Annotated in this window: 15 protein-coding genes, 1 pseudogene and 4 riboswitches; of the genes and pseudogenes, 13 read left to right on the top strand and 3 right to left on the bottom strand. The window is 63.9% G+C overall.

The genetic code is table 11. The features are described 5' to 3' along the window. Window positions 1–63: 63 nt before the first annotated feature. Both ACYVB7_RS02230 and ACYVB7_RS02225 read right to left on the bottom strand, forming a co-directional pair. Window positions 64–1,680 carry a B12-binding domain-containing radical SAM protein gene (locus ACYVB7_RS02230; RefSeq protein ID WP_460504919.1) on the bottom strand — a complete coding sequence of 539 codons (1,617 nt, stop codon included), beginning with the start codon at window positions 1,678–1,680 and terminating at the stop codon, window positions 64–66. Window positions 1,681–1,774: 94 nt separating this feature from the next. Further along, window positions 1,775–2,722 (bottom strand): sulfotransferase domain-containing protein, encoded by a 948-nt coding sequence (locus ACYVB7_RS02225; protein WP_460504918.1) that lies wholly within the window; start codon window positions 2,720–2,722, stop codon window positions 1,775–1,777. A 168-nt stretch (window positions 2,723–2,890) separates the two neighbouring features. Here ACYVB7_RS02225 and ACYVB7_RS02220 point away from each other — a divergent pair. After that, window positions 2,891–3,268: pseudogene (locus tag ACYVB7_RS02220) on the top strand (transposase); the annotation flags it as partial. 36 nt (window positions 3,269–3,304) lie between these two features. On the opposite strand, the gene ACYVB7_RS02215 reads toward ACYVB7_RS02220, so the two are convergent. Beyond that, window positions 3,305–4,603 (bottom strand): transposase, encoded by a 1,299-nt coding sequence (locus ACYVB7_RS02215; protein ID WP_460505113.1) that lies wholly within the window; start codon window positions 4,601–4,603, stop codon window positions 3,305–3,307. Window positions 4,604–5,096: 493 nt separating this feature from the next. On the opposite strand from ACYVB7_RS02215, the gene ACYVB7_RS02210 reads away from it, so the two are divergent. The 12 genes from ACYVB7_RS02210 to exbB all read left to right on the top strand — a co-directional run bounded on the left by ACYVB7_RS02210 (window position 5,097) and on the right by exbB (window position 22,175). Next, on the top strand, window positions 5,097–7,139 hold the full coding sequence (locus tag ACYVB7_RS02210; protein WP_460504917.1) for a type III secretion system effector protein: 2,043 nt from the start codon (window positions 5,097–5,099) through the stop codon (window positions 7,137–7,139). A gap of 272 nt (window positions 7,140–7,411) precedes the next feature. Further along, a complete protein-coding gene (locus ACYVB7_RS02205) occupies window positions 7,412–9,094 on the top strand; it encodes an electron transfer flavoprotein-ubiquinone oxidoreductase (RefSeq protein WP_460504916.1) in 1,683 nt (560 codons plus the stop codon). 101 nt (window positions 9,095–9,195) lie between these two features. Continuing rightward, complete coding sequence (locus ACYVB7_RS02200) at window positions 9,196–9,690, top strand: hypothetical protein (RefSeq protein ID WP_460504915.1); 495 nt, start codon at window positions 9,196–9,198, stop codon at window positions 9,688–9,690. Between the two features lie 7 nt (window positions 9,691–9,697). Further along, window positions 9,698–9,822: riboswitch (glycine riboswitch) on the top strand. Between the two features lie 21 nt (window positions 9,823–9,843). Then, window positions 9,844–9,947: riboswitch (glycine riboswitch) on the top strand. 89 nt (window positions 9,948–10,036) lie between these two features. Then, window positions 10,037–11,179: an aminomethyltransferase family protein gene (gene gcvT / locus ACYVB7_RS02195; RefSeq protein WP_460504914.1), complete on the top strand. Its 1,143-nt coding sequence runs from the start codon at window positions 10,037–10,039 to the stop codon at window positions 11,177–11,179. 70 nt (window positions 11,180–11,249) lie between these two features. Further along, window positions 11,250–11,615 (top strand): glycine cleavage system protein H, encoded by a 366-nt coding sequence (gene gcvH, locus ACYVB7_RS02190; RefSeq protein WP_460504913.1) that lies wholly within the window; start codon window positions 11,250–11,252, stop codon window positions 11,613–11,615. A 28-nt stretch (window positions 11,616–11,643) separates the two neighbouring features. Then, window positions 11,644–14,574: an aminomethyl-transferring glycine dehydrogenase gene (gene gcvP / locus ACYVB7_RS02185; RefSeq protein ID WP_460504912.1), complete on the top strand. Its 2,931-nt coding sequence runs from the start codon at window positions 11,644–11,646 to the stop codon at window positions 14,572–14,574. A gap of 2 nt (window positions 14,575–14,576) precedes the next feature. Next, window positions 14,577–15,662, top strand: a complete 1,086-nt coding sequence (locus ACYVB7_RS02180; RefSeq protein ID WP_460504911.1) for a threonine aldolase family protein — start codon at window positions 14,577–14,579, stop codon at window positions 15,660–15,662. A 16-nt stretch (window positions 15,663–15,678) separates the two neighbouring features. Continuing rightward, window positions 15,679–15,777: riboswitch (glycine riboswitch) on the top strand. Window positions 15,778–15,795: 18 nt separating this feature from the next. Continuing rightward, a riboswitch (glycine riboswitch) is annotated at window positions 15,796–15,907 on the top strand. 71 nt (window positions 15,908–15,978) lie between these two features. After that, the gene (locus ACYVB7_RS02175) at window positions 15,979–17,280 is read left to right on the top strand and encodes a D-amino acid dehydrogenase (protein WP_460504910.1); all 1,302 of its coding nucleotides are present in this window, start codon (window positions 15,979–15,981) and stop codon (window positions 17,278–17,280) included. Window positions 17,281–17,323: 43 nt separating this feature from the next. Then, entirely contained in the window at window positions 17,324–18,712 is a 1,389-nt protein-coding gene (locus tag ACYVB7_RS02170; RefSeq protein ID WP_460504909.1) for an L-serine ammonia-lyase, read from the top strand. Window positions 18,713–18,806: 94 nt separating this feature from the next. Further along, window positions 18,807–19,214, top strand: coding sequence for a DUF2946 family protein (locus tag ACYVB7_RS02165; protein ID WP_460504908.1), 408 nt, complete (start codon window positions 18,807–18,809; stop codon window positions 19,212–19,214). A gap of 259 nt (window positions 19,215–19,473) precedes the next feature. After that, entirely contained in the window at window positions 19,474–21,735 is a 2,262-nt protein-coding gene (locus tag ACYVB7_RS02160; RefSeq protein WP_460504907.1) for a TonB-dependent receptor, read from the top strand. Window positions 21,736–21,749: 14 nt separating this feature from the next. Next, complete coding sequence (gene exbB / locus ACYVB7_RS02155) at window positions 21,750–22,175, top strand: MotA/TolQ/ExbB proton channel family protein (protein ID WP_460504906.1); 426 nt, start codon at window positions 21,750–21,752, stop codon at window positions 22,173–22,175. The last annotated feature ends 5 nt before the right edge of the window (window positions 22,176–22,180 follow it).

The raw sequence follows: 22,180 nt of genomic DNA, 5'->3' as shown, positions 1-22,180 counted from the left end.
TGCCAGATCCGGCACATTCGCTTTATTGCATAGATGTCGAGTCTTCGAAATTCTCTGCCATCCCTACGCCAGTTCGGGAGGTACAAACTCCAGATTCTCAAGATAGGTCTTTTTTCCGTCAGCCGTCTGCATAATGGCAGCAACTTTTTTCATGGATAGGGCCGCCTCATCGTCCATGCCCATCGCGTAGAGACATTTCGCCTGATACAGGTGGGAGAACAGGTCATTGTCTTTCTGTTCGCAACGCCGGTCATAGTAGTTCAGCGCGCGGCGATGCATCCCTTCCCGTATATTGACGTTGTTGGCGTAGTTATTGTGGTAATAGGTGCGCTTCCTGATTCGCGATATCTCTTCTCCGGAGATGCCGTTGAGCGCGAACGACCTGATTTCATAGTCGTGATTCCAATAATCAGGCGTATCTTTGATGATTCCATCTCTGCAAAGCAAACGGTAGAACTCAGATCCGGGCAGCGGCGCACAAACCTGAAGGTTGAGCCAGTCGGCCTCCAGGCTCTTGATGTATTCGATGGCGGCATCCAGGAGTTCGCGTGTCTCCCCGTAGTGCCCGATGATCATGCAGGCACAGGTTTCGATGCCCCGATCCCGAATGTAACGCGTTATGCGCTTGGCCTTGACCAAATCACAATTCTTGCCAATCTGCTTTTGTATCTCTTGAGTCCCGCCATCGATGGCGACGTTGCAAGTTGTAACGTTGGCTTGAACCATCAAGTCCACGACTTCCTCACTCAGCGCGCTGACAGCAAGCCCGTTTCGGATCGCAATCTTGATTCCCCTGTTGTCAACAGCCAGCGCCTTAAGCAAATGTAGCGAGCGCTCCGCTTTGGAGATGAACATGTCATCCTCCGGAATGAATCCGGTGACGCCGTACTTGTTTCTGAGCCACTCGATTTCCGCGATAACACGATCCACAGGTCTGTATCGCAGCTTGTTTCCGTAGGCATTGCTGGCAGCACAATAGGTGCACTGATAGGGGCAGCCTCGTGCGGTGACGATCTGGGCAAAGACGTCGCCACGAGAGCCAAGGAATCGAAAAGAATTATTCCCGCGCGTATAGCCTTCGGCGTCGACCAAGTCCCAATCGGGCATCTCGATGTCCTCGAAGTTGAACATCCTACCGATATCGCTTGCGGGTGTGTTCGATTTGGCCAGATCGAAGACACCCGGGATGGTGCACTCCTTACCAGAACCTAGTGCGTTGATCAGGTCGGAAAATGCATATTCACCCTCCCCGCGTACAACATAGTCGGCTAATCCCCCTTGAAGCACATGTTTGTACGCAAACGTTGCATGACCGCCGCCAACGACGATCGTGGCTTCTGGCAGATGTTCCCTGATCACACGGGAAATCTGGACGAAATAGCTCCAGCTTACGGAGAAGTTCAGGGTGATGCCAATCACGTCCGGCTTGAAGTCCGCCAGATGTTGCGTTATGGCGTTCTCGAATAAGGCGGCGTCAGCCAGCACGCGGCGATCCCGGTAGACGATGTCCATCAAGTCCAGCAGCTCAATCTCCCCGGCAAAGCCGCTCTTCTTGAGGTACGCGGAAATGTACATGAGCCCCAGCGGCGCACCCATCGCAATTTCCTCGGTGCCTGCCAGGATGCGTTCTACATGAGAAGGCGCCAAATATGGTGGGTAAACAAAAAGAATCTTAGTCATAATGAAAGTCCTCTGATTTCTATCTTTTTTCTCGATCTATGTCGATCACGTCGCGCCTGTGACCAATTATTCAGATGGAGCGACGCCATCGCTCTTAATCATCAATCATGTAGGTAGACAGCTTATGGTGCCATTGTTGCACAAGGGCTGGCTCGGTGAGATCGCGCCAAGCCAGGACTCGGTTCAAATCAAATGCAGGAACCACGGGGCCGAATCTTGAGGGCGGCGGGTAGCCTAGCGCTCGGTACACAGGTAGCCAATGTCGGCCGAGCGCTTTACTCCAATCTGTTTGCCATGCGATGCGCCACTCCTCTGGCTGCCCCAACCGATGGAACCGTCTGGCGTTTGGGTTCGCGCGCGCTAACTCTCCTTCGATGCGATGCAGGTTGCTCACGTCGGAGGCGGCTGCAGCACGAGCCAGCACGCTTTGGCCGCAGTCAAGCCCCATCCACCGTGTGACCGCTGTGAGCTCGCCGACCGGATCGCGTTTCCAGTCTTCGAATCGAAGCACATACACTTGCCGTGACTCATCCGTTCGCAGCGAAAGCCAGCTTCGCAAGTGCAACCACAGCATGTCGACGATCGATATCGGGCCACCGTAAAAGGGGCTAGCAAGATACTCAGTAAATGGAATCGACGGCGGATACTTTTCGTTGTGCTGTTGCCACTGCCAGATCGAGTACAGCGCGTCGCGCGGATCACGCACCATCAATACAATCTTGGAGCAGGGCTCGAGTTGCCAGGGATACAGATGTGAAAATCGGGGATGAATGTCCCGATGGAACTGAAAAGTTTTTCCGACGCGGAGGCTAGGCAGCGTCTGCCCCCACGGCAAGTGCTGGGCGATGTAACGCGAAACCCCGTTTGAACCATGTTCCCATTCGCCTGCTGTTTCGAAGCTCCACAGATGACGCAGCAACACCTGCATTTCCAGCAACGCATTAGCGAGCCAGGAAGAACCGCAAGGGAACTGGGGGGACACAATATCGACGGTGTAGGGTGCCGAATTAATGCTGGATTGGATTGGGCAAACGTCTGACATTGCCGGGGGTATTCTGGCTTTGTTGATGGGTTGGCGTCTATAGTAAATTCGTTGAATTGTATCGGGGGCTGGCCAAAAACACGGCGCAGTTGGGCTTTGCTGCACAAATCGGTGGACAGCGCTCTGATGTGCTCTTGAAGTGATAGCAAAAAATCCAACAAACCGGTCAAGAGGCAATACAAAACCACGAACTGGCGCGAGTACAACAAGGCCCTCAAAGCCAGAGGTGCGTGGACCGTCTGGCTGAACAAGGACATGCAGTGGTTTGCGCAGCCCACCGGTCAACGAGGCCGCCATCCGACGTTTTCGGATGCAGCCATCCAGTTCTGCCTGGCATCAAATGCCTGCTGGGCTTGGCGCCGCGCCAGACCTCGGGGCTGGTTCAAAGCCTGCTTCGTCTGGCGGACCTGCAATGGCCCGTGCCGGACTGCAGCACGCTGAGCCGTCGTCAAAATAAAGCACCGCATGTCCACTGCCGACAGACCCAGCGCCACGGCTCTGGATTTGCTGGTGGGCAGCACGTGCATCAAATTCCTGGGCGAAGGAGTCGCCCCTGATTTAGTCGCCCCTGATTTATTCATTTCAGGCGCAAACGGCGGTTGATGGTGCGTGTGAAGTTGGTGTCGACCCGGAGCGCGGCACCTGGAGCCAGTTCAGTGACACGTCCATAGCCGAGCACAGGCGCAAGTAAAGGCGCAGCAAGAAGCTCACCCCCTTCTTTGCGATCATGCGCAGCAGCCATTGGATGTTGTAACCCGCGGCGCACAGCACCGCATGCAGCCGGTCACCGGTTTCACCCTTCAAGTGACAGCGGTCCATGCGGTGATCGGCCTTGAGGTGGCCGATGATCGGCTCGATGGCCTGACGCCGCTTGAGCTGCTTCCTGTCTTGCTCGCTGATGCGCTTGGCTTTGCCCCAGTGCACGATGTGCACATCCGGGTTGTCTGCATCCCCCCCCCGGTAGCCCAGGTCCACAAACGCCGTTGATGGCTTGACTCTGCTGTCCTGCATCAGGATGCTCGCCTGCTCCAGTTGCTCGTTCAATGTGTGGCCGTCATACGGGTTGCCGTGGAACGCGCGGGCACCCACGATCAGGTTGTGTTTCAGCGTGCTGGCAATACTCACCTTCACGCCAAACTCGTAGGGTGTCCTGGCCTTGCCTTTGGAGATGCAGTCCACCTCCGGGGCGTGCCAAGCGTAGAGCTTGGGTTGTCCATCGGTGGCTTTGCGTTGGCCGCTCTGGGCAACGATGCGCTGGGCCTTGCTCAGGGTCTGGCCCAGTGCCTCCCGAACGGCAGCTCCGATGGTTTGCTTCAGTTCGATCCCGGCGTCCTTGGCCGCCTCCACCAGCTTGGTGCGTGCCGTCTCCAGCAAACGGCTGTCGGTGGGGTGGGCAATGGCCTTGTGCTGCACGGTGCTGTCCACGATCACGCGGGTGAGCTCCTGCGGCTGGATCAGCTTGAGTTGTACGGCCACATTGAGGGTCTGTGCCAGCAGCTCCTCCACGCCTTCTTCGCCCAGCAACTGGCGGAACTTGACCAGGGTGGTGGCGTCGCAGGGCTGGCGGTCTTCGTAGTACGCGCAGCCTGAGAAGAACTGCCAGCGAGGTGTGTCGGCCCAGCGCGCCACCACGCCCTCGTCGGATTCGTTGAAAGCGTGTTTGAGGTACAGCAGCGAGATCATGGTGCGCAGTGGCACACGTGGGCGCCCGGCGTTGCTGGACACCGCAGCGCGCTGCACTTGTTCACCGAAGAGGTCCAGGTCGGGCATGGCCACACCGGCGCGGCCTTTGCGGCTGAACACCTGGGCCACCCGTGCTTCGATCTCCTGCCAGGGCATGCGCGAAGACAACACGGCCAGCGGGTGGCGCAGGTCGATCATGTGGTCGATGCGTGAGCGAAAGAAATCGTCGGTGGCGGGGCAGGCAAACAGCACGGCAGAACTCCCAGAAAGCAGTGCCTATTGGAAATCAAACTGGGAGTTCTGCCACCACAGAATCACCCGCAAAACCAGCACTCATGCGGGTTCTCGGGGTTCTTCAGGGGTGACTAAGACGCATAGCGCCTCGCCTCCACATTCGCGTCAAGCGCCTTCACTTCGGTTTTGCGGGTACGCATTCACCGGTCATCGACACACTTGAGCAACAAATACACATAGACAGGGAGATACCACCGTGGACATATCAACGGCGTCTAGCCACGTCACTTCCAGCCCATCGCCATTGCTCCCCAGCAATGTGGAGCGCAGTGATTCATCGCTGGCAAGGTTCACAGCCCGTTTGCCGGGCGAGCACTTGGATTTGCCGGACCGCAGCCACCGCGCGCCTGACGACATGGGTGCATCCAGACGCATCGCCACCGCGACACTCGCTGCCGTGAGCACCGCCGCCACCAGCTTGGCAGATTTGCTGGGTAGGTCAGGTCGCACCACCCTGACCAGCGCCGGTGACATTGAGACAGGGAGCCTCCACAGCACGGGGTCGCCACAAACAAGTCTCGAATCAGTACAGCAAGCCAGTGGCCCCCAACGACCTGCAGCCGCAGTCATGGAACGGTTGCAAGCGGCCATCGAAGCTGCGGTGAACCGCACGATTGATGCGGCATCTGCGGCCACCCTGGTCAATGAGCTCAGGCGAGCAGCCCCCGGCAAGGTCATCAACCGCCCGACCACCAATGCCGACCTGATGAAAGGCGTCACCGACGAGAAAGTGGCTGCATGGTATGCAGCACAAGGCATGAATGAAGCCGACGTTCAAGCCTTGCGAAGTGCGGCTTTTCGATCGGGCCTGCCATACCCCACGGGCTCTTTCGTCAACAACGCCATCTTGTTCATTGCTTCGCCTTTTCTGGGTGCCGAAAAAGGCCCCTGGGCTGCTGCAGGGTTGAGCATGGCAGGGGCCGCCGTCGGTGCCCCCATGAACGCGTTTCAGCAAACCGCAGTGGTCAAACTGTGTGAATCCATCCGCGAACATGGCGGTCCGGTCATCGTTCCCGACAAGGCAAACATCAATGCCAAGCACCGCCTCCCCGATTTGGCGAAGAAGCTGGAAAACGACGTCAAGGAGCTTGCCAGCGCCCACGATGCCGTTCATTTGACGATGAACGAGATTGGGATCACACCGGACACACACCTGGAGTCAAAGCTCAAGAGCCTGGAGCCCGCTGCGCTGCAAAAACTGCGCGAACAAGTGGAACAGCTGATCGGTGCCGAAACAAAGCTGTACAGCACACAGCGCGATTTCATGATGACGCAAGGCCACCACGAACTCCAGTGGCAAGCCAATGCGCAACAAGCCATTCCCCGCACCTTGCGCGCCCCGGTGGCGGGCTACACCGGCCTTTTGGCCAAAATCACCACGAATGCACTGGTGTCCCCCACGGTGCAAACGGTCGCCTCCATGGTGCTGACGGCTGGGCAGCATGTGGCCGCAGCCTTCGACGAGCGCAACAAGCAGGAATACAACAACAAGCTCAACCTCATGTACGGCGATTTCTTCACCGCACAGGGCAACGACAAACTCCAAAAAGGTCAACCCATCGAGGCATCAGACATCGATGCCACCAAACTGCGCGGCTTCATCAGCACCCCGGCACAGTCACTGGTCAAGCATGTGTCTGACGAAATCAAGCGGCAAGTCGATGGGCTGGAAACACTGCTCAACGGATCCAATGCGCCTACGCGCTCTGCTGCAGACATCGCCAAAGACCAAGTTGCATTGCAAGCACTGAAAAATGATGCAGAGACGCTCAAAAGCGGCAAACTGACCGACTTGACCCCAGGCGGTCTGGCCGAATCGCTTCTGGTGGCGTCCGACAAGGCCGTGCTGTCGCCACAACTCTGGGCCGACGTCAAGGCCAAATACACGATGCTGGAGTTTTCGGCCCAGACCGGTCAACGGGTTGGGCAAATGTTCCATTTGGGGGTGTTTGGCAGTGCCGCATCTTCGGTCGTTGGCCGAATGACATCAGCGGCCACAGGGGGTGTCAAAAACGCCCCCCTCCACCAGGCGCTTACCGTTCCGGCGGTCTCTGGCTTCATGGCTTATGTTGGCGCCACGAGCCAACACACCGCCATTGCGGTAAAGGACAACCGACGCGAAGCAGCGGCTGACCCGGGCCTCATGTGGCAAATGAAGCGCGGCGTTGAGGGTGGCGTGGAAGAGTACCTGTCAAACCGTGCCGCCACCAATGCCAGCCATGGGGCCAACGAGTTGCTGGCGCAAGACGCCATTGGCAACACGCTGAAGTTTGCAAAAGACGTGCGCGAAGCGCTGGGCGCCTTACCCACACGCTTTGAAGTGCCACTGTCCACGCCCCCTCGCCCCGGCGATGCTTCGACCCCTGGAACCAAAGAAGTGGTCATCAACATTCCAGACTCGATGCGAGAAACGAAAACACCCAGCACCCACGCAGCGTGAGGCCATCGGTTCCGCCGTGAGTTTCATCAAAAACAATAGCTGATTACGCTTTATCCAAAAGCGATAGAACTGATTTTCTTTGACAATCCAACACCCTGCCACGGTCACGCGGCAGGGTGTTGGCGCTTTCGACGGGAAGAAAGAGCACTCCAAAAAAACGAACGGTCGTGCTATTACACGCGAACCACCACTAAAATCCATCGCACTGGCGTCAGCGGCCCTTGGCTGCGCAACGCACACTCCCCCACCAGAACCATCTGAGCGAGCCCATCATGACCCCTGAAGAGATCCTGGCGCAATACGGCCCCCGCGAGGCCATGGAATACGACGTGGTCGTGGTCGGCGGTGGCCCGGGCGGGCTGTCCACTGCCATCCGCCTGAAGCAGCTGGCCGCCGAAAAAGGCACCGACCTCTCGGTGGTCGTCCTCGAAAAAGGCGGTGAACCCGGCGCCCACATCCTGTCGGGCGCGGTGATGGACCCGATTGCGCTGAACGAACTCTTCCCCAACTGGAAAGAGATGGGCGCTCCGCTGCACCAGGAAGTGACGGGCGACGACGTGCTCTTCCTCTCGGAAACCGGCTCCACCCGCACGCCCGACTGGCTGCTGCCGCGCAACTTCCACAACCACGGCTGCTACGTGGTGCGTCTGGGCTTCCTCACCAAGTGGCTGGCCGAGCAGGCCGAAGCCCTGGGCGTGGAGATTTTCCCCGGTTTTGCCGCCGCTGAAGTGCTCTACAACGACGACGGTTCCGTCAAGGGCGTGGCCACCGGCAACATGGGCGTGGGCAAGGACGGCGTGCCCATGGACAGCTTCCAGATCGGCATGGAACTGCATGCCAAGTACACCGTTTTTGCCGAAGGGGCGCGTGGCCACCTGGGCAAGCAGGTGATCGCCAAGTACAAGCTGGACCAGGGCAAGGACCCGCAAGGCTATGCCATCGGCATCAAGGAACTGTGGGAAATCCCCGCCGACAAGGCCAAGCCCGGCCTGGTGGTGCACACCGCCGGTTGGCCCCTGGACGACCACACCTTTGGTGGCGGCTTCCTGTACCACCTGGAAGACAACAAGGTCACGCTGGGCTTTGTGGTGGGTCTGGACTACCAGAACCCCTGGATGAGCCCCTTCGAGGAGATGCAGCGCTGGAAGACGCACCCGGCCATCAAGGCCCACCTGGAGGGCGGCAAGCGCCTGTCCTACGGCGCACGGGCCATCAACAACGGCACGCCCCAGGCGTTACCGAAGCTGGTGTTCCCGGGCGGTGCGCTCATCGGCTGTGACGCGGGCTTCTTGAACGCCGCTCGCATCAAGGGCAGCCACGCGGCCATCAAGAGCGGCATGCTGGCCGCCGAAGCCGCCTACGACGCGGTCGTGGCAGGCCGCCAGCACGACGAGCTGAGCGCCTACCCCGCCGCATTTGAACAAAGCTGGCTGAACCAAGAGCTGCAACAGACGCGCAACTTCAAGAACTGGTTCAAGAAGGGCCCCACCGTGGGCAAGTTGATGACCGGCATCGAACAGTGGCTCATGCCCAAGCTGGGCATAGACACCCCGCCGTGGACCCTGCACCGCGACCAGCCCGACCACCTGTACCTGCGCCCGGCCGCGGAAATGCCGCAGATCAGCTACCCCAAACCCGACGGGGTGATCAGCTTCGACCGGCTCTCCAGCGTGTTCATCAGCAACACCAACCACGAAGAGCAGCAGCCCGCCCACCTCACGCTCAAAGACGCCAGCGTGCCCGTCAAGGTCAACCTGGCCAAGTTCGCGGGCCCCGAAAGCCGCTACTGCCCGGCCGGGGTGTACGAGTTCGTCAACAAGGACGGGGCCGACCAGCTGGTGATCAACGCGCAGAACTGCGTGCACTGCAAGACCTGCGACATCAAGGACCCCACGCAGAACATCGTCTGGGTCACCCCCGAAGGCGGTGGCGGCCCCACCTACGCCGGCATGTGACCGGGTGGGGGCACACCCCGCCCCCAAGGTGACGTCCGACGCCGATTGCGCTATAACCCGCTGGATGCCGACACCGTGTTCGGCAGCTTGCGGGGATTGCCATGATCGGTTCATCCATGTCACTGTCGGTGCTGTCGTCACAGCAACTGCAAGCCCAGCGTGACGCCCAGGCGGCACGCTCCCGGGCCGACCGCCTGCAGGAACTCAGCCGCCAGGCCCAGGACGAGGCCAGCCAGGCCACCGCCCGCTCGGAAGACCTGAACCGACAGTCCCAAACCTCCCGGCAGGACGCCGTCCAGGCCCAGCAGCGGGCAGACAAAACCCCCTCGCGCCAAACGATTCCAGCGCCCGAAGCGGCTGACACGGCCACAGACCCCAACCGACCCCAGTCCAACGGCCAAACCCCTTCCACGGTGCAGCGTGTGGGCCAGGACATCCTGGCGCAAGCCAGCGGCTACACCTCGTCGGCGGCGGCCAAGTCGGCCACCCAGGCCTACCAGCGCGTGCAGGCTGCGGTGAACCTGGCCGCGGCCTCGTCCGTGTCCCCTTCTGCCAACAACGCCACCACCGGCACAACCCTGAGCGCCGTGGTGTAGTTAGAATCCACCCCCGTCAGGAGAGAAACCCGCCGTTCACCATCGAATGCAGCGGGTTCGCCGAAGGCGCAGGAGGCCATCCGGAAACCCCGGTGGCCCTGAACGCTCAGGCAAAAGGACTGGCAACCACCGGCAAGGGCCACCACCCGAACCAGTGTTCCCCCTGGAGAGAGGCTGCACCCGATGCAGCCCACCGAAGGAGCAAGCCCGGCATCGCCCGGGTGAATCTCTCAGGTAAAGCGGACAGAGGGGCAGTGCACGGATCCCCGTGAACCACGTCCCGGACCGAGCCCCCACCAGGGCCGGGCCGGAACCCTCTGCCCCCACAGCCTTTGCGGCCTCTGCCATGTCCGAACACCTCGACGATCTGCTGACCACCCCCTTGCACGCCCTGCACCTGGAACTGGGTGCCCGCATGGTGCCCTTTGCCGGGTACAGCATGCCCGTGCAATACCCCGCTGGCCTGATGGCCGAACACCAACACACACGCAATGCCGCCGGGTTGTTCGACGTGTCGCACATGGGCCAGTTGCGCCTGGTGGGCGCCGACGCCGCCGCTGCGTTCGAAAGCCTGATGCCCGTGGACGTGATCGACCTGCCCGTGGGCAAGCAGCGCTACGGCCTGCTGCTGACCGACGAAGGCACCATCATCGACGACCTGATGTTCTTCCGCGAAGCCGCGGATTCCATCTTTGTCGTGGTCAACGGCGCTTGCAAGGTGGGCGACATCGCCCACATCCAGGCCCAAGTCCAGGGATGGGGTGGCCGCTGCCAGGTCACGCCCCTGCCCGAGCGTGCCCTGCTGGCCCTGCAAGGCCCGCAAGCCGTGACCGCGCTGGCCCGCCTGGTGCCCGGCGTCGAGGCCCTGGTGTTCATGACCGGCGGCAACTTCCAGTGGAACGGGGTGAACCTGTTCATCACCCGCAGCGGCTACACCGGCGAAGACGGTTTTGAGATTTCGGTGCCCAACACCGCCGCCGAAGCCCTGGCCCGCGCCCTGCTGGCCCAAGCCGAGGTCAAGCCCATCGGCCTGGGAGCCCGCAACTCGCTGCGCCTGGAAGCCGGGCTGTGCCTGTACGGCAACGACATCGACGTGACCACCACACCCGTGGAAGCCAGCCTGAACTGGGCCATGCAAAAGGTGCGCCGCAGCGGCGGTGCCCGGGCTGGCGGTTTCCCCGGTGCCGCCACCGTGCTGGGTCAGCTGGATGGCACCGTGCCCGTCACCAAGAAGCGCGTGGGCCTCAAGGCCCTGGACCGCGTGCCGGTGCGCGAACACACCGAGTTGACCGACGCCCAGGGCCAGCACATCGGTGAAGTGACCAGCGGCCTGTTGGGCCCCACCATCAACCAGCCCATCGCCATCGGCTACGTGACACCGGAACATGCGACCATCGGCAGCCGGGTGACCGCCGTGGTCCGCGGCAAGCCCGTGCCCATGGAAGTGGTGGCCACCCCCTTCGTGCCCAACCGCTACCACCGGGGTTGATTTCTTAAACTTTTTTGGCATCCAGCGCTTTATTTGAAAGCGCAAGCAGCTATCTTTTCAGGAGTAAATCATGTCTATCAAGTACACCCCCGACCACGAATGGATCCTGGTGGATGGCGACGTCGCCACCGTGGGCATCACCCACCACGCGCAAGACGCGCTGGGCGACGTGGTGTTTGTCGATCTGCCCGAAGTGGGCAAGGACCTGGCCCAGAAGGACGTGGCCGGTGTGGTCGAGTCCGTCAAGGCCGCGGCTGATGTCTACATGCCCGTCAGCGGCACCATCACCGAAGTGAACGAAGCCCTGCGCGACGACCCCTCGCTGGCCAACAGCGACCCGCTGGGCGCTGGCTGGTTCTTCAAGGTCAAGCTCAGCACCCCCGCCGAACTCGACGCCCTGCTCGACGAAACCGCCTACGCCAAGCTGGCCGCCTGATCTCGCGGCCCGACCGAGACCCTGCCCCATGACCACGCCCCAACAGTCCCTGGCCGCCCTGGAAAACACCAGCGAATTCATTGCCCGTCACATCGGTGTGAGCGAAGCCGACGAACAGCAGATGCTGGCCGTCATCGGCGAAGCCTCGCGCCGTGACCTGATCGACGGCATCGTGCCCCGCAGCATCGCCCGCAGCGCGGGCATGGACCTGCCCGCCCCCCTCACCGAGGCGGCGGCGCTGGCCGAGCTGAAAGCCATTGCGGCCCACAACAAACTGTTCAAGAGCTACATCGGGCAGGGCTACCACGGCACCCACACCCCGGGCGTGATCCTGCGCAACGTGCTGGAAAACCCCGCCTGGTACACCGCCTACACGCCCTACCAGGCCGAAATTTCGCAAGGCCGCATGGAAGCCCTGGTCAACTTCCAGACCATGGTGGCCGACCTGACCGGCATGGACATTGCCAACGCCTCCATGCTGGACGAAGCCACCGCCGCCGCCGAAGCCATGACGCTGGCCAAGCGCTCGGTCAAGGCCAAGGGCGACGTGTTCATCGTCAGCGGCGACTGCCATCCGCAGACCATTGAAGTCATCCAGACCCGCGCCAAGCCGCTGGGCATCACCGTCCAGGTGGTGCGCTCGGCCGATGAATGGCAAGCCGCCATCGCGCAGGACGACTACTTTGCCGCCCTCAACCAGTACCCCGGCTCCAGCGGCTGGCTGGCCGACTGGCAACTGAGCGCCGACCTCATCCACAGCAAGAAGGCCGCCCTCATCCTGGCCGCCGACCTGCTGGCCCTCACCGTGCTGAAAGCCCCGGGCGAAATGGGGGCCGACATCGCCATCGGCACCACCCAGCGCTTTGGCATGCCCATGGGTGCCGGTGGCCCGCACGCGGCCTACATGGCCTGCCGCGACGAGCACAAACGCTCCATGCCCGGCCGTCTGGTGGGCGTGAGCGTGGACGCCCACGGCAACCCCGCCTACCGCCTGGCCCTGCAAACCCGCGAGCAGCACATCCGCCGCGAAAAAGCCACCAGCAACATCTGCACCGCCCAGGTGCTGCCCGCCGTGGTGGCCAGCATGTACGCCGTGTACCACGGCCCCGAGGGCCTGAAGCGCATCGCCCAGCGCGTGGAACGCTACACCGCCATCCTGGCCGCGGGCCTGAAGCAACTGGGCGTCAAGCTGCTGCACGGCACCGCCTTCGACACCCTCACGCTGGATCTGGGCAGCGCCGAAGCCGCCCAGGCCGTCCACGCCAAGGCCGTGGCCGCGGGCATCAACCTGCGCCGCTTCACCGGTGGCCGCGCGGGTTTTGTGGGCATCAGCCTGGACGAAACCACCACCCGCGACGACCTGACCGGCCTGTGGACTCTGTTTGCCGCCCCCGGCGCGGCACTGCCCACGGTGCAGGCCCTGGAAGCCACGGCCACGCCCCTGGTGCCCGAGTCGCTGCGCCGCACCAGCGCCTACCTGACGCACCCGGTGTTCAACAGCTACCACTCGGAAACCGGCATGCTGCGCTACCTGCGCCTGCTGTCCGACAAGGACCTGGCACTGGACCGCAGCATGATCCCGCTGGGCAGCTGCACCATGAAGCTCAACGCCACGGCCGAGATGATCCCCATCACCTGGCCCGAGTTTGCGCAGCCCCACCCCTTTGCCCCCGCCGACCAGCTGGAAGGCTACCGCCTGCTGGACGAGCAGCTGCGCGCCTGGCTGTGCCAGGCCACAGGTTATGCAGGCATCAGCCTGCAGCCCAATGCGGGCAGCCAGGGTGAATACGCCGGTCTGCTGGTCATCAAGGCCTACCACGAAGCGCGGGGCGACGGCCACCGCAACATCTGCCTGATTCCCAGCAGCGCCCACGGCACCAACCCCGCCAGCGCCCAGATGGCCGGCATGACCGTGGTCGTCACCAAGTGCGACGACCAGGGCAACGTGGACCTGGCCGACCTGAAGGCCGCCTGCGAGAAGCACAGCGCCAACCTGGCCGCGGTGATGATCACCTACCCCAGCACCCACGGTGTGTTCGAGACGCAAGTGACCGAACTGTGCGCCCTGGTGCACAGCCACGGGGGCCGCGTGTACGTGGACGGCGCCAACATGAACGCCCTGGTGGGCGTGGCCGCCCCCGGCCAGTTCGGCGGCGACGTGAGCCACCTCAACCTGCACAAGACCTTCTGCATCCCCCACGGCGGTGGCGGTCCCGGTGTGGGCCCCGTGTGTGTGGTGGCCGACTTGGTCCCCTACCTGCCCGGCCACCAGGCCGCTGCGGCGGTGGGTGCCAGCGTGGGAGCCACGCCTGCGGCCACGGCAGTCAGCGCCATTTCAGCCGCCCCTTACGGCAACGCCGCGGTGCTGCCCATCAGCTGGATGTACATCCGCATGATGGGAGCCGATGGCCTGAAGCACGCCACCGAAACCGCCATCCTCAGCGCCAACTACATCAGCAAGCGCCTGGCCCCGCACTACCCCACGCTGTACGCATCGGCCAACGGCCATGTGGCGCACGAGTGCATCCTGGACCTGCGCGGCCTGAAGGAAACCAGCGGCGTCATGGCCGAAGACGTGGCCAAGCGCCTGATGGACTACGGCTTCCACGCCCCCACGCTGAGCTTCCCCGTGGCCAACACCCTGATGGTGGAGCCCACCGAGAGCGAAACCCTGGCCGAGCTGGACCGTTTCATTGACGCCATGATCGCCATCCGCGAAGAAGTGCGCCGCGTCGAGGCCGGTGAGTGGCCGCAGGACAACAACCCGCTCAAGAACGCCCCGCACACCGCCGCCAGCCTGCTGGAGGCCGAGTGGAACCGCCCCTACCCGCGCGAACTGGGGGCATTCCCCCTGGCCAGCCTGAAAGCGGTGAAATACTGGCCGCCCGTGGGCCGGGTGGACAACGTCTACGGCGACCGCAACCTGTTCTGCAGCTGCGTGCCCGTGGGTGAGGAGTGAACATGCCCACTGCCCACACCGCGCCACCCGAACACGCTCAGCAATTTGCCAGCGACAACTACGCTGGCATGTGTGCTGAGGCCATGCACTGGTTGACGCAAGCCAACGCCAACGGCCACCAACCGGCCTACGGCGATGACGTGTGGACCCAGCGGGCCAGCGACCGCATCCGCGACCTGTTCCAGACCGATTGCGACGTGTACTTCGTGTTCAACGGCACGGCGGCCAACTCGCTGGCGCTGGCGTCCATGTGCCAGAGCTACCACTCGGTCATCTGCACGCCGGTGGCGCACATCGAGACCGACGAATGCGGCGGACCCGAGTTCTTCTCCAACGGCTCCAAGCTGCTCATCACCGAGGGCGACAGCCCCGCGGGCAAGCTGGGCAAGCTCACGCCCGACGCCATCGAACAGCTGGTGACCAAGCGCAGCGACATCCACTACCCCAAGCCCAAGGTGGTCAGCATCACGCAGGCCACCGAGCTGGGCACGGTGTACACGGTGGAAGAGGTGCGGGCCATCAGCGCCATTGCCAAGCGCCGCAAGCTCAAGCTGCACATGGACGGTGCCCGGTTTGCCAACGCCGTGGCCACGCTGGGCTGCCACCCCAGCGAAATCACCTGGCGTGCCGGGGTGGACGTGTTGTGTTTCGGCGGCACCAAGAACGGCCTGCCCATTGGTGAGGCGGTGGTGTTTTTCGACCGCGACCTGTCGGAAGACTTTGCCTACCGCGTCAAGCAGGCCGGGCAGCTGGCCTCCAAGATGCGCTTCATCTCCGCCCCCTGGCTGGGCCTGCTGGAAAACAACGTTTGGCTGAACAACGCCGGCCACGCCAACACCATGGCGCAGCGGCTGTACCAGGGCATCCAGGGCGTGCCCGGGGTGAAGGCGGCGCATGCACCGCAAGCCAACTCGGTGTTCATGCACATGCCCCCGGCGGCGGTGCAGGCGCTGTACGCCAAGGGCTGGAAGTTCTACCAGTTCATCGCCGGAGGCGGCTGCCGCCTGATGTGCGCCTGGGACACCACCGAGGTCGCCGTGGACGCCTTCCTGGCCGATTTGCGTGAGGAGTGCGAACGCGTCGCCTGAACGCGACGGATGGACTTTTCCCGCATCGGGAGAGACTGGGGCCCCACCCGGGGCCTCAGCGCCGAAGGAGCAACCGCCCCGGAAACTCTCAGGCACCCAGGACCGATGCGTGGCCCGCCGGGCTCACCACCCGGCACACAACTCTGAAGAGCGGCTGCATCGGGTTCATGCAGTCCACCGCAGGAGCAAGCAGCCCGTCACCCGACGGGCGGCGAATCTCTCAGGTTTCAAACAGAGGGGGTCGTTCTTCCCGCACAGGGTGGGGAGAACGTCTTTCTTGTTTGCGGACCGTTGTCATCACGAGAGAAAAAAGGCCATGTCTTCCTCCCCTGCATCCCGTCAGCATGCCCATTTGGCCGTCATTGGCGGCGGCATCACCGGCGTGACCACCGCCTATGCCCTGGCCCGCCAAGGCCACCGCGTCACCCTGATCGAGCGCCACCGCTACGCCGGCATGGAAACCAGCCATGCCAATGGCGGGCAGCTGTCGGCCTCGAACGCCGAGGTGTGGACCCACCCCAGCACCCTGGTCAAGGGCCTGAAGTGGATGTTCACCCCCGACGCCCCGCTGCTGGTCAACCCCACCCCCACCTGGCACAAGCTGAGCTGGTTTGCCGAGTTCATGGCCGCCATCCCCAAGTACCGCCACAACACGGTGTTCACCGCCCAACTGGCCATTGCCGCGCGGGAACACCTGTTCCAGTGGGCAGCCGATGAGGGCATTGACTTCGACCACCGCCGCCAGGGCATCCTGCACATCTACCGCACCAAGGCCGACTTCGAGCACGCCGGGCGCGTGTCCGAGCTGCTGGCCGCGGGCGGCCTGCCGCGCCGCGCCGTCACGCCCGAGGAAATGCGGGCCATCGAGCCCACGCTGGCCGGGACCTACTTTGGCGGCTACTACACCGAGAGCGACAGCACCGGCGACATCCACAAATACACCCACGGCCTGAGCCTGGCCCTGCCCCGCCACGGCGTGGAGGTGCTGACGGGCTGCGAGGTGCTGGACGTGCGCGCCAACGGTCAGACGGCCAGCGTGCGGCTGCGCCATGCCAGCGCGGACGAACACGCCGCCACCGAGGTGCGCACGTTCGACGGCCTGGTGGTCTGCGCCGGGGTGCGCAGCCGGGCGCTGGCGGCCCAGTTGGGCGACCGGCTCAACGTCTACCCGGTCAAGGGCTATTCCATCACCGTGGACCTGGCCGACCAGGCCAGCCAGCAAGCCGCCCCGCAGGTCAGCCTGCTGGACGACGCCACCAAACTCGTGACCAGCCGCTTGGGGCAAGACCGCTTCCGCGTGGCGGGCACGGCTGAATTCAACGGCCACAACCTGGACATCCGCGCCGACCGCATCCGCCCGCTGGTGGACTGGGTGAACCAGTGCTTCCCCGGTGTGAGCACCCGCCGTGTGGAGCCCTGGGCCGGTCTGCGCCCCATGATGCCCGACATGCTGCCGCGCGTGGGCACTGGCAAATGCCCCAATGTGTTCTACAACACGGGGCACGGCCACCTGGGCTGGACGCTGTCGGCCATCACCGCCCACCAACTGGCCGGGCATGTGGCCGACTGGCAGGCCCGCACGGCCCCGGTGGGCATGGCGCTGCAAGCGGCCCACTGACCCTGTTGCTGCAACCCTTTACACCTCAAACGGAGACACCCCCATGGCCATTTCGGCGTTCGACCTGTTCAAAATCGGCATCGGCCCCAGCAGTTCCCACACCGTGGGCCCCATGCGGGCGGCCCGCCTGTTTGCCCAGGGGCTGGACAGCGCCGGGCTGCTGCCCCGGGTGGCCCGGGTGAGGTGCTGGTTGCATGGCTCGCTGGGGGCCACGGGCAAGGGCCACGGCAGCCACACGGCGGTGATGCTGGGCCTGTGCGGACACGACCCCGAAACCGTGCCCATCGAGGACATTGCGCCGCTGCTGGCCCAGATCCGTGCCCAGCAGCAACTGAACCTGCTGGGGCGACACACCGTGGCCTGGCACGAGGTGGACGACCTGCTGTTCATGCGTGCGCCGCTGGCCTTCCACGCCAACGGCATGCGCCTGGCCGCCTGGGATGCCGAGGACAACCTGCTGTCCGAACGCACCTACTACTCGGTGGGTGGGGGTTTTGTGGTCACCGAAGAAGTGGCCGCCGACGGGGCCAAGCAGAAGGTGATTGCGCCCGACGCCACCCAGCTGCCCATCCCCTTTCGCACCGGCGACGAGTTGCTGCAACGCTGCCGCGAACACGGCCTGAGCATTGCCGGGGTGATGCGGGTGAACGAGCGGCACTGGCGCACCGACGCCGAGGTGCACGCGGGGCTGATGCGCATCTGGGACGTGATGCAGGCCTGCGTGCAACGCGGTTGCGCCACCCCCGGCACGCTGCCCGGGGGCTTCAAGGTGCAGCGGCGCGCCCCGCTGCTGCACCGCGACCTGACCAGCCACCCCGAAAAGGCGCTGATGGACCCGCTGCAGGTGCTGGACTGGGTCAACCTGTACGCCCTGGCCGTGAACGAGGAAAACGCCGCCGGGAGCCGCGTGGTCACCGCGCCCACCAACGGGGCCGCGGGCATCGTGCCCGCGGTGCTGCACTACTACAGCCGCTTTGTGCCCGGGGCCACCGACGCCGGGGTGGTGGACTTTCTGCTCACCGCCGCCGCCATCGGCATTTTGTACAAGGAAAACGCCAGCATCAGCGGGGCCGAGGTGGGCTGCCAGGGCGAGGTGGGCGTGGCCTGCTCCATGGCGGCGGGTGCGCTGTGTGCGGTGCTGGGCGGCACCCCCGAACAGGTGGAAAACGCCGCCGAAATCGGCATGGAGCACCACCTGGGCCTGACCTGCGACCCCGTGGGCGGGCTGGTGCAAATCCCCTGCATCGAGCGCAACGCCATTGCCTCGGTCAAGGCCATCAACGCTGCACGCATGGCGCTGCGCGGCGACGGCACCCACCATGTGAGCCTGGACAAGGTCATCAAGACCATGCGCGAAACCGGGGCCGACATGAAGGTGAAGTACAAGGAAACCTCGCGCGGCGGGCTGGCCGTGAACATCGTGGAGTGCTGAGGTCCCGGCATCTTCAGCTTGCTTGATGCACGTCAAGCAATCGGGCGCATGGAGCCAAGGGAAAACCGATACCCCCACCTAGAATCCCTTCCCCATGAGCCTGGACAGCCTGCGTTCCCGCCCCCGGTGGATGGCACTTTTCAGCAGCATCGTCCTGGTGCTGGCTGCGATGGTGCCCACCGTGTCGCGTGCGCTGGCCGCACCGCCCGGCAACGGCTGGGTGGAGGTGTGTACCGCCACCGGCATGCAATGGGTGCAGACCGAGGCCGAGGCCAGCCCTGAACCCGGCACGCCGCCCGCCAGCGGCACCCTGTCGCTGGACCACTGCCCGCTGTGCCACCTGAGCACCGACAAGGTGTTTGTCCTGCCCCCGGCCCCGGCCACGGGCCTGCTGCTGGACCCTGACACCACGGCCCATGCCGTCCCCGAGTACCACCCGCCCTTTGTCCCCGCGGGCAGACGTTTCCTGCCCCTGCTGCGCGCCCCTCCTGCCGCGGCCTGATCGGCTGCCCGGCGCTGCGTCGGGCCTTCCGGTCCTCCATTCCCCCGTTCCTGCTGACCTGACCGTATCAGGCGTCATCGGCTTCATCGACATGGCCGCCGCTGACCGCGCCTGAACGTCCTTCCACCCCCTGGCGTTGACGCCTGCCTGTCTGCCTGCCGCGCCCCCGGTCGCACGGCGGGGCGGGTGCGTCTGCGCCCCACATCCTTGGGAAACGACTGTGAACCTTCTCGCGAAAAGAACCCTGGTGGCCTCGGCCGTGTCCGTCGCCTGCCTGCCCGCTGCCTGGGCCCAGCACACCGCCAGCCCGGCGGTGCAGACCCTGAACCAGATCACCGTGACCGGCTCCACCATCGACGACCGTTTTGGTGAAGACGTGCGCTCGCCCAGCAGCACCACGGTGATTTCGGGCAAGGACATCGAGGCCCAGCACGCCGAAAACCTGATCGACGTGCTCAAGGCCATCCCCGGCATCACCGCCGACACCCAGGGCGGCGACGAGCTGAAGATCAAGTTCCGCGGGGTGGACAACCAGCGTTACATGGGCGAAAAGCCCGGCGTGGCCATCGTCATCGACGGCGTGCCGGTGTTCGAGCGCACCGGCAAGGTCAACATCGACCTGGACAACATCGAAAGCATCAAGGTCATCAAGGGTGGCGCGTCCTACCTGTTCGGGGAAGATGCGTTGTCGGGCGCCATCATCATCACCACCAAAAAAGGCGCGGGCAACAAGGGCATGGCGGTGGAGATGGACCGCGGAGCCTACGGCTACCAGCGCGACCTGGCCCGCCTGGGCGCGGCGGGAGACCGCTGGTCGGCCCACCTGCAACTGTCGCGCCGCCAGGCCGACGACTGGCACTTCCAGTCCAACTACAAGGCCGAGGCCCTCACCGGCAACGTGCAGTGGATGCCCTCCGACCGCTCGGTGCTGACCTTCGGCTTTGAAAAGGAACAGCGCTTTCGCGACAAACACGGCACCGTCACCGGCGACACCCAGGCCTGGCTGGACCCCAAGGGCACCGAGGGCCGCGACTTTGCGCGCCACTTCGACGTGGACCTGGAGCGCCTGAACCTGACCTATTCCAACGACCTGACCGACACCTCCAACCTGCTGGCCAACGTCTACCAGTTCACCGACCACACGCGGTTCTGGTCGTCGCCACAGAAGTACTCGGCCACCGGGGCCCCGGTCACGGCCAGCGACGCCTATTCCACGCTGAACGACTACCACCAGACCCAGCGCGGCCTGAAGTCCGAATACCGCACCACCGCCGGGGCCACTGCCTTCATGCTGGGCGGGGAAATCAAGCGCAACGAGTACCGCAACCACACCTCGGCCCTCACCACCTACATGCAGGACCTGCGCACGCGCAAGGTCATTCCGGTGGGCACGGTGTTCACCGACGACCTGACCCGCGAAAACGTGGAAGCGCTGTACGGCGAAGTGAAGTGGACCCCCGCCAAGGACTGGGAGCTCACCGGCAACGCCCGCCACGACCGCGTGGGGCTGGACTACGTCAACAACCCGGTGACCACCAACACCGCCCAAACGGACTACGCCCCGCGCCGCTTCAGCGCCAACAGCTACCGCCTGGGCGTGGCCTGGAGCGGGGTGGAGAACACCACCTACTTTGCCAACGTGTCCACCGGCTTTCGGGTGCCCACCGTGGACCAGCTCTACCGCGGCAGCAACGGCCTGAACGGCCGCGTGGACAGCAACCCCAACCTGCGCCCCGAACAGGCCACCAATTTCGAAGTGGGCCAGCGCCGGACCTTCAAGCTGGCCGAGCGTGACGCGTCGTGGCAGGTCACGCTGTTCCAGATCGACCGCAAGGACTTCATCCTGGACACCAACGGCCAGTACGGCAGCAGCCTGGGCAACGTCAACTCGCGTTACGAGAACATTGGCGGGGCCCGCTCGCGCGGGGTGGAACTGGCGCTGAAGTCGTCCTTCACCCCCAGCTGGGACTGGGACCTGGCCTACACCTGGCTGGACTCCTTCTTCACCCGCTACGACCGTTTTGTGCAGACCCGCGGCAACCCCTACGGCAGCCCCTGCGCCGCAGGCAACCCCAACCCCAACTGGGCCAGTTGCTACCGGCTGGTGACCTACAACAACACCGGCAAGAAGGTGCCCCGCACGCCCCCGCATGTGCTCAACCTGCGCACCGCCTGGCACCCCGACGAGCACTGGAAGTTCAGCGCCGAAATGGACCACAAGGCCAGCTCGTGGGCCGACGAAATCAACCAGGAACGCTGGAAGGGCCGCACCCTGTTCAACCTGGGCGTGGACTACAGCCGCAAGCTGCCTGTCTCGTGGGGCAAGGGGGCCAAGCTCACCGCCTTCGTGCGGGTGGACAACGTGTTCAACCGCCGCTACTACACCATTGCCCGCGGCACCAACGACGCCCAAAGCTACGCCACCGGCAAGCAGTACGACGGCCTGTACAACGCCGAAGACCTGTCCATCACCGTCGATCCGGGCCGCGTCTGGCGCGCCGGCATCAGCGTCAAGTTCTGAGCGAGGGCCACCCCATGACCGACCTGAAACCCCTGGTGGAGTACGCCGTGTTTGGCGTGCTGCTGTTGCTCAGCGTGGCCGCCCTGGCCGTGGCGCTGGAGCGCTGGCGCTTTTTCAACGCGGTGGACGCCGGGGCCTACGCCAGCCGCGCCCGGCTGGAGCGCGACCTGACGCAGCGCCTCAACCTCATCAGCACCGTGGCCGCCAACGCGCCCTACATCGGCCTGCTGGGCACGGTGCTGGGCATCATGATGACCTTCCACACCCTGGGCGTGTCCGGGCAGATGGACGTGAAATCCATCATGACCGGCCTGGCCCTGGCCCTCAAGGCCACCGCGGCGGGCATTGGTGCCGCCATCCCCTGCGTCATGCTCAACAACTGGCTGCGTCGCCATGTGGCCGAACGTCTGGCCGACTTCGACGAGGCCCACGGGGGCTGAAAGGA

The sequence above is a fragment of the Hydrogenophaga soli genome (genome assembly GCF_054777695.1).
The sequence above is the reverse complement of the archived record's forward strand: the minus strand, read 5'-3'. Positions and strand labels throughout refer to the sequence as shown.